Origin of the sequence: Pseudomonas sp. Xaverov 259, assembly GCF_019352915.1 — a bacterium.
GTDB lineage: Bacteria > Pseudomonadota > Gammaproteobacteria > Pseudomonadales > Pseudomonadaceae > Aquipseudomonas.
Window position 1 is genome coordinate 356,537 of record NZ_JAAAFV010000031.1, and the last position, 14,521, is coordinate 371,057.

At 59.4% G+C, this 14,521-nt stretch carries 14 protein-coding genes; 10 read left to right on the forward strand and 4 right to left on the reverse strand.

Translation table 11 applies throughout. From position 1 onward, the window contains the following. The 6 genes from K0H48_RS12080 to pepN form a co-directional block, all read left to right on the forward strand. Positions 1–490: ATP-binding protein (locus K0H48_RS12080; protein ID WP_219267630.1), on the forward strand; the 490-nt coding region annotated here is incomplete at its 5' end. Beyond that, positions 490–975 carry a hypothetical protein gene (locus K0H48_RS12085; protein ID WP_219267631.1) on the forward strand — a complete coding sequence of 162 codons (486 nt, stop codon included), beginning with the start codon at positions 490–492 and terminating at the stop codon, positions 973–975. The genes K0H48_RS12080 and K0H48_RS12085, both read left to right, overlap by 1 nt. Then, a complete protein-coding gene (locus tag K0H48_RS12090) occupies positions 975–1,898 on the forward strand; it encodes a lipopolysaccharide assembly protein LapB (RefSeq protein WP_219267632.1) in 924 nt (307 codons plus the stop codon). Before K0H48_RS12085 ends, K0H48_RS12090 begins: the two co-directional genes overlap by 1 nt. A 79-nt stretch (positions 1,899–1,977) precedes the next feature. Continuing rightward, positions 1,978–2,238 (forward strand): YeaC family protein, encoded by a 261-nt coding sequence (locus K0H48_RS12095; RefSeq protein WP_017138108.1) that lies wholly within the window; start codon positions 1,978–1,980, stop codon positions 2,236–2,238. Further along, on the forward strand, positions 2,235–3,065 hold the full coding sequence (locus K0H48_RS12100) for a DUF2797 domain-containing protein (protein ID WP_219267633.1): 831 nt from the start codon (positions 2,235–2,237) through the stop codon (positions 3,063–3,065). The genes K0H48_RS12095 and K0H48_RS12100 overlap by 4 nt, the downstream gene beginning before the upstream one ends. A gap of 14 nt (positions 3,066–3,079) precedes the next feature. Then, entirely contained in the window at positions 3,080–5,737 is a 2,658-nt protein-coding gene (pepN, locus tag K0H48_RS12105; protein WP_219267634.1) for an aminopeptidase N, read from the forward strand. A 46-nt stretch (positions 5,738–5,783) separates the two neighbouring features. Here pepN and K0H48_RS12110 read toward each other — a convergent pair whose 3' ends face one another. Beyond that, entirely contained in the window at positions 5,784–6,830 is a 1,047-nt protein-coding gene (locus tag K0H48_RS12110; RefSeq protein ID WP_219267635.1) for an aldo/keto reductase, read from the reverse strand. 161 nt (positions 6,831–6,991) lie between these two features. Here K0H48_RS12110 and K0H48_RS12115 point away from each other — a divergent pair, with 161 nt between their 5' ends. The 4 genes from K0H48_RS12115 to K0H48_RS12130 all read left to right on the forward strand — a co-directional run bounded on the left by K0H48_RS12115 (position 6,992) and on the right by K0H48_RS12130 (position 9,866). Then, on the forward strand, positions 6,992–7,708 hold the full coding sequence (locus K0H48_RS12115) for a YafY family protein (RefSeq protein WP_138815155.1): 717 nt from the start codon (positions 6,992–6,994) through the stop codon (positions 7,706–7,708). A gap of 51 nt (positions 7,709–7,759) precedes the next feature. Next, positions 7,760–8,095: a nuclear transport factor 2 family protein gene (locus K0H48_RS12120; protein ID WP_219267636.1), complete on the forward strand. Its 336-nt coding sequence runs from the start codon at positions 7,760–7,762 to the stop codon at positions 8,093–8,095. A 15-nt stretch (positions 8,096–8,110) separates the two neighbouring features. After that, a complete protein-coding gene (gene zapE / locus K0H48_RS12125) occupies positions 8,111–9,217 on the forward strand; it encodes a cell division protein ZapE (RefSeq protein ID WP_219267637.1) in 1,107 nt (368 codons plus the stop codon). Positions 9,218–9,374: 157 nt separating this feature from the next. Continuing rightward, complete coding sequence (locus K0H48_RS12130) at positions 9,375–9,866, forward strand: GNAT family N-acetyltransferase (RefSeq protein WP_200433755.1); 492 nt, start codon at positions 9,375–9,377, stop codon at positions 9,864–9,866. Positions 9,867–9,979: 113 nt separating this feature from the next. On the opposite strand, the gene K0H48_RS12135 is transcribed toward K0H48_RS12130, so the two are convergent. The 3 genes from K0H48_RS12135 to K0H48_RS12145 all read right to left on the reverse strand — a co-directional run bounded on the left by K0H48_RS12135 (position 9,980) and on the right by K0H48_RS12145 (position 14,443). Beyond that, positions 9,980–10,192: a hypothetical protein gene (locus tag K0H48_RS12135; protein ID WP_219267638.1), complete on the reverse strand. Its 213-nt coding sequence runs from the start codon at positions 10,190–10,192 to the stop codon at positions 9,980–9,982. A 142-nt stretch (positions 10,193–10,334) separates the two neighbouring features. Further along, on the reverse strand, positions 10,335–12,572 hold the full coding sequence (locus tag K0H48_RS12140; RefSeq protein WP_219267639.1) for a TonB-dependent siderophore receptor: 2,238 nt from the start codon (positions 12,570–12,572) through the stop codon (positions 10,335–10,337). A gap of 128 nt (positions 12,573–12,700) precedes the next feature. Further along, entirely contained in the window at positions 12,701–14,443 is a 1,743-nt protein-coding gene (locus K0H48_RS12145) for a phosphoethanolamine transferase CptA (RefSeq protein WP_219267640.1), read from the reverse strand. Between the last annotated feature and the right edge of the window lie 78 nt (positions 14,444–14,521).

Below are 14,521 nucleotides of genomic sequence, written 5' to 3' on the forward strand. Positions count from 1 at the left end.
GGTCAGCCAGTTTTTGTCTGAGATGGACGGCTTTACCAATGACAACCACGGCGTACTGATCCTTGCCGCGACCAACGTGCCGTGGTCGGTGGATTCGGCATTCCGTCGCCCCGGCCGCTTTGACCGGGTGCTGTTTGTGCCGCCACCGGATCGCGCTGCGCGCGAAAGCATGCTCAAGGTGATGATGAAAGGCCGGCCGATGGCGGATGATATCGACTTTGCCTTTCTGGCCAAGAACACCTCAGGCTTTTCCGGCGCGGACCTCAGTGAACTGGTGGAAACAGCCGCTGATGAGGCCATTGAAGCATCGATTGAAAGTGGCACCGAACAGTCTATTTGCGACCGCCATTTCAAGGCAGCGTTGAAAGATGTACGTGCCACCACCCTGGAGTGGCTGACCACCGCGCGCAATTACGCGCGATACGCCAATGAAGGCAATCAATATGACGAGGTGCTGGCCTTCCTCGACAAACACGGGAAGGGTCGCTGATGGCGCAGTACGGCGGATATCGCATTGAAGACGAACCGCGCCCGGGCGCCCTCGCCAAGTGGGCCGTTTCCCCGCTCTGGCCATTGCTGGGTTTGATGTTGGGCGGAGCATGGCTGGGCTTGCCATGGTTTGTGTTCAATTCCATTGCCGTCGGCAGCCCGACACGGGTGCGTGAATGGATCCTGGCTGGTGTGGCGCTGGTCGGCAGCCTAATGATCGGCTTGGGGCTGATGCAATTGGTGGGTTTTGGCTACGTCCAGACCCAGGCTGAAATTCAATACGCGTTGCTGGTGCTGGTCGTGTGGAAATTGAGTATTGGCTACATGCTCTATATGCAGCAGAACGCGACCATCGAGATTTATCAGTACTACGGCGGCGTGCTCAATCGCTTTGGTCTTCCATTGGCGTTGATCGGTGGTTTTGTGCTTAAGGGCATGGTTGTCAAATGGGTGCCCAGCACCCTTTGGTATCTGGTGGTGAGCTGATGAATACCGACTATCTGTTGCAATTGGCTTATCAGCGTCTGCAGGCTGATCACAATGACGGCGCCATCGACGCGCTGCGCCAACTGTTGGCCAGTGATCCGCACTCGGCCGAAGCCCATGCACTGCTGGCTATCTGTTTGATGAACATGCGTCGCGTCCATGCGGCCAAGCGCGAAGTGCAATTGGCGCTGGCCGCCGACGCGCAGTTACCAATGGCCCACTACGCCGCTGCCCAGGTGGCGATAGCCATGCGCAAATTCAGCTTGGCCCAGGAACATTTGACCCAGTTATTGGATATGGAACCGCTCAACCCCAGCAATCACCGCTGTCTGGCGGAGCTTTATCAGTTGACCGGCCGTCTGGCCCAGAGCCGTGAGCCGCTGGAAAAAGCGCTGGAGCTGGCCCCTGATGATGCCGCCAATTTGGTAGCCATGGCGCAGTTTCATCGTACGAGCGCTCACTGGGATCAGGCGTATCAGTTCGCGCGCGAGGCGTTGCAGGCCGATCCAGGTAACGCGGGCGCCGTGGTGGTGCTTGGCCATTTACTGCTGCGCGAAGGCGATATCAATAGCGCCCGTGACCATGCGATCTGGGCATTGCAGGAAAACGCCACGAACGTTGCGGCACTGCATCTCCTGACGGCAGTAAAAGCCCGCAGTAATGTGTTTTTGGGGGCCTGGTGGCGTTTCAATAATTGGATGAGCGAGCGCAGCGCTACCCGGGCCATTGTCCTGCTGCTGTTTATGTTCGTGATCTATCGTGTGGTAGTCATCACCCTGACGGCCCATGATTACCCCCAGTTGGCCCAAATGATTGATTGGGTATGGCTGGGGTTCGCTGCCTATACCTTCGCCGCGCCGCAGATCTTCCGGCGTTTGCTCGAAAAGGAGTTGGTCCAGGTCAAGTTGTCCAAGGAGTTCTGACGTGTCGTTATCGAGCCCCACCGTCCATTGTCATCATTGCATTCGCTGAACCAGCGACCGTTATAAAGAGGTTGTGCACATGTCGTCCTTTGCTGAAATGATCGAAAACATCACCCCGGACATCTACGAGAGCCTCAAGCTGGCGGTGGAAATCGGCAAGTGGTCCGATGGCCGCAAGCTCACCGCCGAACAGCGCGAGCTGTCGCTGCAAGCGGTGATCGCCTGGGAAATCCAGAACCTGCCCGAGGAGCAGCGCACCGGCTACATGGGCCCGCAGGAGTGCGCGTCGAAGTCGGCGCCGGTGCCGAACATCCTGTTCAAGTCGGATGCGATCCATTGATTGAAATTGGTCGCGGTGCAGTCAGCAAAATGTCGGCGCAACTCGGTGAGCCGACCGTTCAATACGCGTTTCGCCTGGGCGACATCGAGGTGCCGGTCAACCCGTTGATTGGTACCCACGTGCGCCTGGAATACCTCGGTGCCATTCATTGCAGCCATTGCGGCCGCAAGACCAAGACCAGTTTCAGCCAGGGTTATTGCTACCCATGCATGACCAAACTGGCCCAGTGTGACCTGTGCATCATGAGCCCCGAGCGTTGCCACTACGACGCCGGCACCTGCCGTGATCCGGGCTGGGGCGAACAATTCTGCATGACTGACCACGTGGTGTACCTGGCCAACTCGTCGGGCATCAAGGTCGGCATCACCCGCGCCACCCAGTTGCCGACCCGCTGGCTCGACCAGGGCGCCAGCCAGGCGCTGCCGATCATGCGCGTGGCGACCCGTCAGCAGTCCGGTTTCGTCGAAGACCTGTTCCGTAGCCAAGTGGCCGACAAGACCAACTGGCGTGCTTTACTCAAGGGCGATGCGCAATCGGTGGACCTCAAGCAGGTGCGCGATGAGCTGTTCGCCACCTGCGCCGACGGCTTGCTGGGTTTGCAGGAACGCTTTGGCTTGCAGGCCATCCAACCGGTAACCGACATCGAGCCGATCGAAATCCGTTACCCGGTCGAGCAATACCCGACCAAGATCGTCAGCTTCAACCTGGACAAGAACCCGATTGCCGAAGGCACGTTGCTGGGGATCAAGGGCCAATACCTGATCTTCGACACCGGCGTTATCAACATTCGTAAGTACACGGCCTACCAGCTCGCCGTGCATCAGTAAAAAGGATGCTATCCATGCGCACCGAACAACCGAAGATGATCTACCTGAAGGACTATCAGGCGCCGGACTACCTGATCGAAGAGACGCACCTGACCTTCGAGTTGTTCGAGGACCACAGCCTGGTCCATGCGCAACTGGTGATGCGCCGCAACCCCGAGCGCGGCGCCGGCCTGCCGCCGCTGGTGCTCGATGGCCAACAGTTGGAGCTGTTGACGGTCAACCTGGGTGACAAGCAGCTGACCGAGGCCGACTACCAGTTGACCGACAACCACCTGACCCTGCACCCGACCCGCGAAACCTTCACGGTCGACACCAGCGTACGCATCCATCCGGAAACCAACACCGCCCTGGAAGGCCTGTACAAATCCAGCGGCATGTTCTGCACCCAGTGCGAGGCCGAAGGTTTCCGCAAGATCACTTACTACCTCGACCGCCCGGACGTGATGAGCACCTTCACCACCACGGTGATCGCCGAGCAACACAGCTACCCGGTGCTGCTCTCCAACGGCAACCCGATTGCCAGCGGCCCGGGTGAAGACGGCCGCCACTGGGCGACCTGGGAAGACCCGTTCAAGAAACCTGCCTACCTGTTTGCGTTGGTGGCCGGTGATTTGTGGTGTGTTGAAGACACCTTCACTACCATGACCAACCGCGAAGTGGCGCTGCGCATCTACGTCGAGCCGGAAAACATCGACAAGTGCCAGCACGCCATGACCAGCCTGAAAAAATCCATGCGCTGGGACGAAGAAACCTACGGCCGCGAGTACGACCTCGACATCTTCATGATCGTGGCGGTCAACGACTTCAACATGGGCGCCATGGAGAACAAGGGCCTCAATATCTTCAACTCCAGCGCCGTGCTCGCCCGCGCCGAAACGGCCACCGATGCTGCTCACCAGCGCGTCGAGGCGATTGTTGCCCACGAATACTTCCACAACTGGTCGGGCAACCGCGTGACCTGCCGCGACTGGTTCCAGCTGTCGCTCAAGGAAGGCTTCACCGTGTTCCGTGACTCGGGCTTCTCCGCCGACATGAACTCGGCCACGGTCAAGCGCATCCAGGATGTGGCCTACCTGCGCACGCACCAGTTCGCCGAAGACGCCGGCCCCATGGCCCACGCGGTGCGCCCGGACAGCTTTATCGAGATCTCCAACTTCTACACCCTGACCGTGTACGAAAAGGGCTCGGAAGTGGTCGGCATGATCCACACCCTGCTTGGCGCTGAAGGCTTCCGTAAAGGCAGCGACCTGTACTTCGAGCGCCATGACGGCCAGGCCGTGACCTGCGATGACTTCATCAAGGCCATGGAAGACGCCAATGGCGCCGACCTCAGCCAGTTCAAACGCTGGTACAGCCAGGCCGGTACGCCGCGTCTGGCGGTGAGCGAGTCGTTTGATGCCGCGGCCAAAACCTACAGCCTGACGTTCCGTCAAAGCTGCCCGGAAACCCCGGACAAGGTTGAGAAGCTGCCGTTTGTGATTCCGGTGGAATTAGGCCTGTTGGACGGGCAGGGCGCAGGTATCGCCTTGCGCCTGGCCGGTGAAGCGGCAGTTGGCGGCACGTCGCGGGTGATTTCGGTGACGCAAGCCGAGCAGACCTTCACCTTCGTCGATATCGCAGAAAAGCCGTTGCCTTCGTTGCTGCGTGGCTTCTCGGCGCCGGTGAAACTGAGCTTCCCGTACAACCGCGACCAACTGATGTTCCTGATGCAGCACGACAGCGATGGCTTCAACCGCTGGGATGCCGGCCAGCAATTGTCGGTGCAAGTGTTGCAGGAGCTGATCGCCCAGCATCAGCAAGGCCAGGCCTTGAAGCTCGATCAGCGCCTGATTGACGCACTGCGCAGCGTCTTGAGCGATGAAAGCCTGGACCAGGCCATGGTCGCCGAAATGCTCTCGCTGCCAGGCGAAGCCTACCTGACGGAAATCAGCGAAATCGCGGATGTGGAGGCCATCCACGCCTCCCGTGAGTATGCCCGTAAGCAACTGGCCGAGCACCTGTTCGAAGCGCTGTGGCTGCGTTACCAGGCCAATCGCGAGCTGTCCAAGCAAACGCCTTATGTGGCAGCGGCCGAGCACTTCGCGCGGCGCGCCTTGCAGAACATCGCGCTGTCGTACCTGATGCTCAGCGGCAAGCCTGAAGTGTTGGCCGCCACCCTGGATCAGTTCGACACCAGCGACAACATGACCGAGCGCCTGACGGCATTGGCGGTGCTGGTGAACTCGCCGTTCGAGGCGGAAAAAGCCCAGGCGTTGGCGGTGTTTGCCGAGAACTTCAAGGACAACCCGTTGGTAATGGACCAGTGGTTCAGCGTGCAGGCGGGCAGCACGTTGCCGGGCGGGTTGGCGCGGGTCAAGGCGCTGATGGAGCACTCGGCTTTCAATATCAAGAACCCGAACAAGGTGCGCGCACTGGTGGGTGCATTTGCCGGGCAGAACCTGATTAACTTCCATGCGGCGGACGGCTCGGGTTATCGCTTCCTGGCGGACCTGGTGATCCAGCTCAATGGCTTCAACCCGCAAATCGCTTCGCGCCAGTTGGCGCCGTTGACTCGCTGGCGTAAATACGACAGCGCCCGTCAGGCGCTGATGAAGGCGGAGCTTGAGCGCATTCGCGCCTCCGGCGAGCTGTCGAGCGATGTGTTCGAGGTGGTCAGCAAGAGCCTTGCATAAGTTGGGCGCATAAAAAAACGGCCTGAACAGGCCGTTTTTTTTCGTCTCAAATAACCGGTGGTCGCGGTGTGTCTGCGCCGTGGTCGAGCGCGAAGCGCTCCGAGATAATCCCGTGGGGCACGCCCAGTGGGATCGCGCCGGCGCTGTCCAGGCGGGTCACTTGCTCGGTCGACAACTGCACCTTGAGCGCGCCTAACGTGGCATCCAGTTGCGCGCGGGTGCGTGAGCCGAGGATCGGGATCAGCGCCGTAGTCGAACGCCGGGCCTTTTCCCGCAGCCAGGCGATGGCGACGTGGGTTGGGCTTGCCTCCAATTCGCTGGCAACCGCCAGCAAGGTATCGAGCACGGCCGTTTCGCGCGCGCTATGTTCGGAATGGATGAGCATGCCCAGTTTATTGGCGCGATTGTCGTCCAGGCTTTCACGGTATTTGCCGGTAAGGAAGCCACCACCCAACGGCGACCACAGCGTGGCGGCCAGGCCCAAGGCCTCGGCCATCGGCAGCACTTCACGTTCGGCGCTGCGTTCGACCAGGCTGTATTCCACCTGTACGCCAATGATCGGCGCGAAGTTGCGCACTTCTGCCAACAGGTCGGCGCGGGCGATGCGCCAGGCCGGGAAGTTCGACAGGCCGGCATAGTGGATCTTGCCGGCGCGCACCAAGTCATCGAAGCCGCGCAGTATCTCTTCCATCGGCGTGACGTTGTCGCTCATGTGCGCCCAGAGCAAGTCGATGTGCTCGGTGTTCAAGCGTTTGAGGCTTTCTTCGACCGCCCGCACCATGTTCTTGCGGTTATTGCCGAGCTTGATCGTGCCCTCATCGGACGGTTGGGTGCGCAGGCTGTACTTGGTGGCAACCACCAGGTTGTGGCGCTCGGCGGCGATAAATTCCCCCAGCAGCTTTTCGGCCTGGCCGAACTGGTAACCGTTGGCGGTATCGAGGAAGTTGCCGCCTGCTTCGAGGTAGCCGTCGAATATCTGCTTGGCTTCATCGCGCTCGGCGCCATGCCCCCAGCCCGTGCCGAAATTGCCGGTGCCCAAGGCCAGTTCCGATACCTGCAGACCGCTGCGGCGGCCAAAGACTTTATTGCGCATACAAAGACTCCTGAAGGGGATGTGTGATTTATAAATGTCTGCAAACATGTATTAAATATGATCCTGGTAATTTATTCGGTCAAGGGCCTTTTTTACTGCTGACGTTTTCTGACAGGGGGCTCTGCTAAGCTGCGGCACTTTTCTTTTTCGGCGGGGCCAACGTGTCGCGTACCACTCGTTTACTCACGTTGTTGCAGGCCCTGCGGGGCAAAAAACGGCCGGTGACAGCAGCCGTACTCGCTGCGCAGTTGGAGGTGTCCGAGCGCACGCTGTACCGCGATATCGCCGAGTTGACGGCACTCGGCGCGCCGATTTTTGGTGAGGCCGGGGTGGGCTATGTGCTGCGCAGCGGGCTGTTTTTGCCGCCATTGATGCTCAACGCCGAGGAAACCGAAGCCATCGTGTTGGGCTTGCGCTATGTGGACCAACGCGGCGATGACGTGCTCAGCCGTGCGGCCGCCAATGCCTTGGCGAAAATCGCCGATGTGCTGGATCCGGCTGCCCAGGAAGCCTTGCGTAACCCCACGCTGCTGCCGGGGCCACCCGGCTTTGGCTACCCGGAAAACCGCGTGCCGCTGAATGTGTTCCGCGAGGCTATTCGCAACCAGGCCAAGTTGCATATCGATTACGCCGACGCCAGCCAAACCCAGAGCCAGCGGCTGATCTGGCCGCTGGCATTGGGGTTTCTCAATGAGGTCCGTGTGATCGTGGCCTGGTGCGAGTTGCGCGGCGCTTATCGTACGTTTCGCACCGATCGGGTGGCCGCAGCAGACGCCCACGGTGAGCGTTACCCAGGCCGGCGCAGCGACCTGCTGCGCGGCTGGCGCAAGTTGATGGAACAGAATGATGCGGGACCCTTTACTCCTGACAAAAACTGACACACCTCTGGCTTAGCATGGCGCCATAAATCACTAAAAAGGAGCTGTACCATGTCTTCTCCAACGTTGGCCCCCGCCATTGCAGCCTACATAGCCGCGACCAATACCGGCGACACCTCAGCGATTGCCCAGTGTTTTGCCGACGATGCCAATGTGTTCGATGAAGGCGAACATCAGGTCGGCCCGGCAGCCATTGCCCGCTGGGTCGAGGACACCGGACGGCGTTATCAGCCACGTGTTGAAGTGATCAACGTGCAACATCGCACCGGCAAGGTTTTGGTCAGCAACGTGGTCTCCGGCAATTTCCCCGGTAGCCCACTGGAGCTGCGTTACACCTTCCGCCTGAACGCGCAGGGCAAGATTTCACGGCTGGATATCTCGCTGTAAGTCATACTGGCACGCATGACTTTCGACTCGCCGCTCGCCGCCTACCAACACGCCATCGCCCAGCAAGGCTTCGTGCCCGACGATGCCCAGCATCGGGCGGTACAGGCCCTGCAGATCTGCTTTGAGGCCTTGCACCAAGGCCGCTCGCCGATTCCCGGGGTTTACCTGTGGGGGCCGGTGGGGCGGGGCAAGACCTGGCTGATGGACCAGTTCTATCAGAGCCTGCGCGTTCCCGCGCGGCGCCAGCATTTTCATCACTTCATGGGCTGGGTGCACCAGCGCTCTTTCCAGCTCAGTGGCATCCAGGACCCCTTGCAGGCATTGGCGCGCGAACTCAGCCAGGACGTGCGCGTGTTATGTTTCGACGAACTGTTCGTCAACGACATTGGTGACGCGATCATCCTCGGCCGCCTGTTCCAGGTGATGTTCGAGGAAGGCGTGGTCATGGTTTGCACCTCCAATCAACCGCCGGACGATCTGTACGCGGGCGGCTTCAACCGCGAGCGCTTCCTGCCGGGTATCGAGGCGCTCAAGCAGCATATGCACGTGGTGGCAGTGGACGGTGATGAAGATCACCGTTTGCATCCAGGTGTGGGGCTGCAGCGCTATTGGGTCAATCAGCCGCAAGCGCTTGCCACACTGTTCAAACAGTTAAGTGAAGGCCAAGTGACCAGCACCGGCGCTGTCAACGTCGGGTACCGTTCGATAGTGGCGGTGCAGTCCAGCGACACGGTGCTCTGGTGTCGGTACGCCGAGCTGTGCGAGCAACCCTTGGCGGCGATGGACTTCATGCAGCTGTGTGACCGCTACAAGGCGATCCTGCTGGGTGAAGTGCCCAACCTGAGCGCACAAAAACGCCCGGCGCGGATTGCCCGTGGCACCGAAGATGCGGCGCAGCGCGTGGTGGCGGGTGATCGTGAATTGCCTGAATTGTCGGTACACGATGACAGTGTGCGGCGCTTCATCGCACTGGTGGATGAGTGCTACGACCGCAAGGTGCCGTTGTTTATCGAGGCCCAGGTGCCGTTGGCAAGCCTTTATACCGAGGGTTATCTGGAATTCGCGTTCCGGCGCACCCTGAGCCGGTTACAAGAAATGCAACTGCAGCGGTTCGGCGCCTAGGAAATATCCCAGGCCAGAAGTGCTTGTTGGGGGGCACAACCTTCGTTATTTCCGTCAGGTATTTGTAGCTAATCTCCTTCATCTGCGCCTGGCTCCCCGCTTACAATCGTCCCTTCAAAGGGAACCGATTCCCTTGTTGTCGTGATTGAGGAAGGAAATGGACACCCCAGACATCCTGGTGCTGCAAGCCAGCTACACCAACCCCGTGCATGCCGAAGCCATTGGCCAGGTGCTCAACCATTACGCTGAAGACCCGATGGGTGGCGGTCACACGCTGCCAGCCGATCTGCTGCAGCAACTGCCAGCCGAACTGGCCAAGCGCCCCCACGCTTTCAGCGTACTGGCGTTTGTCGGCGGGGAGCCGGCGGGTTTGGTCAATTGCTTTGAAGGGTTCTCGACGTTTGCCTGCCGCCCGCTGATCAACGTACACGATGTGGTGGTGATGAATCAGTTTCGTGGCCTGGGGCTGAGCCAGAAAATGCTGCTCAAGGTCGAAGAGATTGCCCGTCAGCGCGGTTGCTGCAAGATCACCCTGGAAGTGCTCGAAGGCAATGACGTGGCGCAAGCGGCCTATCGCAAGTTTGGTTTTGATGATTCGATCTTTGATCCCGCCCATGGCCGCATGCTGTTTTGGAGCAAGCCGCTTTAATCACGATGGTTAATATAAACAGCATAAAAAAAGGCGCCATTAAATGGCGCCAAATTAACCTTTGCCAAAGGAGCGGATTGGCACAGGGGCATGCGGATTAACTAAAGATTAAATCAGCTGTTAGGTTGTTGCTCGGCACTGGACTGTTCGGTCTTTACATTCTTGCCGTCAGCCAGTGCGGTTTTGTCTGTGGTGCCGTGAATTTGCTGCTGGGTGAAGGCGAAGTTGTTGTAAAACTCCTTCGAGCGCTCTGAACCGCCCTCTGCGAAGGCGGCTACGGAGGTCAGGCTCATCAGGCTGGCAAGCATCAAGGTCGAAAGTTTCATGGCAGTATTCCCATTAAGAGTGAGTGGTGTCTGATCGCTCCGTGATCCGATTCATGGAGCGACTATGGGGCTGTCTTATTAAGTGGGAATTAACATGGAACTGCCCCGAAGTTAACGTTTTTGTTAACTTCGGGGTTGCCATTTATAGCCGCCAATCCACTGCCAGCGTGATAGAGCGCGGGTCTCCCCAATACACGCCATTATAAAAACCGACGCGCTCGTAATATTTTTTATCAAATAGATTATTGACGTTGATCGACGCCGAAACATGTTCGTCGAATTGGTAGCGCGACATCAGGTTGACCACGGTGTAGGCCTGCTGCGTAATTTTGGTGCTTTCGGTCACCAGGCGCCCGTTGCTGTCCCGGGCACCGGTAGGGCGTGGGGCAAACTTGTAGAAATCGCTCTGCCAATTCACCGCGCCACCCACCGTCAACCCGCGCCATTGGCCCGGCAGGCGATACGCCGTGGACAGTTTCAGCAGGTTGAGTGGCTGGTCAGTGTTGTTGCGCTGTTTATCACCATTGACCGAGTGGGTGTAGGTGTAGCCGGCCGTGAGGTTCCAGTCCGGCATGACCTCGCCCGATGCCTCCACCTCAAAGCCCTGCACCTTGTTGCCCTTGCCGCCGGACTTGTAAAACTGCTCGCGCGTGACCGGATCCGGCGGGGCGCTGTTATCGAGTTCGGCGACGTTATCCTGGGTGCTCCAGAAGTACGCGGTGGCCAGGTTCAGGCGCTCATTGAGCAGGCTGCCCTTGAGCCCGACTTCGTAATTGCTGCCCACCACCGGCTCCAGGTACTTCTTGCTGGAATCGCGCTCATCCTGAGGGTTGAAGATATCCGTGTAGCTGGCATACACGGTGTACTCGGGGGTGATGTCGTAGAGCAGCCCCGCATACGGCGTCCACATATCGTTGTGGGTCTGGCTGGTTTTGGTCGATTGGGTCAGCTGGTTATTGTCGCTGTACTGCGGCGAGACGCTTTCGATTTCCCAACTGCCATAGCGGCCACCGAGTACCGCGTGGAGTTTGTCGGTGAGGCTCAGGCGCGTCGCCAGGTAACCGGCTTTCTGTTTTTTGCTGCTGTGTTCGCCTTTGAGGCCGGTGGTGCGGTCGGGGAATTTTGGGATGCTGCCCATGTGTTGCCAGTCTTTGATGTCTTCATAGCCATCGGGGGTGCTGTAGCGCTGAAACGGCGATGAGTCGCGCTGCTCGGATTCGCCATACCCCGCCATCAACTCATGTTCACGGCCAAGCAATGAATAGGTCCCGGCAAGGTTGAAATCCACCACGTCCATTTTTGATGTGCCGACCATCTGGTTGGTCCAGGCGTTCATGCCGCTGCCATCCGGGTTGGGGTAGCCGGCGCCGCCGTAGTACACCTTGCCATCAGTGTCACTCTGGCGATGCGTGTAGGCGGCTTTGAGGCGCCAGTCGGCGGACAGCTTGTGATCGATGGAGGCGAAGGTGGTCTTGTCTTTGAGCGGCCAGGAACTCCAGTCGGCCGCCAGGTTGGCCGAACGTGACAGCCGCGCCTTGCTGCCATCGCTGTTCCAGTAGGGCAGGGTGCCCCAGGAGGTGCCTTGCACATGCTTGTTCTGATAGTCCAGGCCGACGGCGACCACCGTGTCGTCGGTCAGGTCGCCCTCGAGGATGCCGTAGCCGACCTCCCGCTGCATGGCGTAATTGTCGCGATAGGACTGGCTGTCGCGATAGGCCAGCACTGTGCGCCCGCGCAGTCGCCCATCAAACGCCAGGGGGCCGCCCACATCAACGTAGCTGTAGTAATTGTCATGGCTGGCGCCGCTGACGCCGGTCTTGGCTTGCCAGTCGGCGGTCGGGCGCTTGCGGATCATGTTGACCGTGGCCGACGGGTCGCCCGCGCCGGTGGTCAGGCCGGTGGCACCGCGCACTACCTCTATGCGGTCGTAGATGATGGTGTCGGCATCCGGCTTCATGCGCCCGTAGGTGCTGAGCATGCCGTCGACCTGATAGTTGCTGATCGAATAGCCGCGGGAAGAGTAACCGACCCGATCCGAATCCATGTGCTGCACCGTTATGCCTGTGGTCTGGCGCAGCACGTCAGTCAGCGTATTGAGGTTGAAGTCATCCATCTGCTGACGGGTAATCACCGAAACCGATTGCGGGGTTTCCTTGATGGACATGTTCAGCTTGGTGGCCGTGTTCATCGAGCCGGTGGTGTAGGCCCCGGTGTGTTCGGTGGTCGCGCCCAGGCCTTCGGCGGTGATGCTGGTGGCACCCAGCTCAAGGGCGCGTTGCGGGGCGTGCTCGGGATCGGTTTCAGCCAGCAGGTCCGGGCTCAGCGTGACGCTGAGCAGGCCAAGGGTGAAGGTCATGGAACGGGTAAAAGGCGCGAACATCGCGGCAGACTCCTTGTCGTCTTTGCGGCCTTCTCAGTAAGAGAAGGCCTTGGCTCAAAGACGAAAGGGCGCGCGGAACTTTAGGCTTAAACGAGAATGATTGTTATCTTTCTGTTACAAGGCTCAGTCTATTTTGCTACCACTTCAGAGGCGTCCGGCTTCTTTGGTTTGATCAGGCTGAAATCAATCAGGCCCTTTTTCTGCCCGATGTAAGGGTCACCAATCAGCAGCGGGCGTGGCTTGAAGCTGTCGTTCACCAGGCTCTTGCTGCGGTCCCACTCATCGAAGCTCAAACCGGCCATGTCGGCCCAGGTGTGGATCAACTGCGAGCTGCTGTAAGGCCGCTGCAAGTCGCTGGCAAAGCTCCAGTCATGGGTTTCGCGCCACTTTGGCGAGGCGTAGGCCATGAACGGGATTGTGTACATTGGCGCCGTCGGTTTGCCTTCATTACGGCCCAAGGTGCTGTGGCCGGCCGAGTCGAACACGTCTTCGCCGTGGTCCGAGAGGTACAGCAGGAAGCCGTTGGGGTCGGTCTTGGCGTAATCCTTGATCAGGCTCGACACCACGAAATCGTTGTACAGCACCGCGTTGTCGTAGCTGTTGTAGGTCGGCAGCTGATCATCGCTGACACCGGCGGGTACGCCCTGGCGATCGGTGAACTTGTCGAAAGTCGGCGGGTAGCGGTACTGGTAGCTCATGTGCGTGCCCAACAGGTGCACCACGATGAACTTGCGCTCGGCAGGGTCGGCCAACGCCTTGGCGAACGGTGCCAGCACGTCGCCGTCGTATTGGCGGGCGTTCTGGTTGCGGTTGTTGTTGAGGTACACCTGCTCGTCAGCCTGCTCGGAAAAAGTGGTGAGCATGGTGTTGCGCTTGGTCATGGTCTGCTGGTTGGTGATCCAGTAGGTCTTGTAGCCCGCCTGTTTCATCACGCTGACGATCGACGGCGTCTTCAAGTACAGGTCGGGGTTCTCTTCGTCGGCAAACGTCAGCACCTGCTGGAGCGCTTCGATGGTGTAGGGGCGCGGTGTGATGACGTTGTCGAATACCGCCAACTGGTCGCGCAGCTTGTCCAGTTCCGGCGTGGTATTGCGCGGGTAGCCGTAGAGGCTCATGCGCTGACGGTTGGTGGACTCGCCGATCACCAGCACCAGGGTCGACGGCTGGTCGGCCATGGTGTCCTTGAGGTTCTTCAGGGGCGGGATTTTGCTGGCGCTGGTGAGCATGCCCTGCATGCTGTTGAGCTGTTCGGTGTAGCGGCGGTAGGCAACGATCATCTGCCATGGCACGGCGGGTTCGACGCGGCTTTCGAAGCCGTCGATGGCCAGTTCCATGGTCGGGTTGGTCGCAATCTGCTTGACCAGCGGGTAACCGACCACGGCCAGCACAATCGCGGTGGCTGCCAGTAGCGCCTGGCCACGCGGCAGGTAAACCGGACGCAGGCGGGTCCAGAGGAACACGGCCACGGCGGTATGGGCGATAAACGCCAGCACGATCCACCAAGCGAAGTACTGAGTCGCGTATTCGCCCGCTTCAGAGATGTTCGACTCGAACATAATGAAGATGACGCTTTGTGAAAATTCCTGCTGGTAGATGAAGAAATAACCCAGGCTGGCCATCGAGCAGGCCCACAGCACCACGCCGATCAAGGCCGCGAGCAAGCGCGTGCGCTTAGGGAACAGCAGCATCGGCGCGAGCCAGAACGCGCTCAGGAAGAAGGCTTGGCGAAAACCACTGAAACCGGAGGTGCCGGTCAGTTGGATCAGAAGTTGGGTAATACCCGAGAAATACCAGAAAAACAGGAACAACCAGCCAAGACCGGCCCAATCAAAGCCTTTCGCAGACTTGGTGCTGCGTTTGAACATCGCCATCCAGTACTCCAACCCGATAATTGCTCAGTCGCTGCGCAGGAATGCACGCGACAGTGGGCCGCCGCGTGTGCGTGGCCC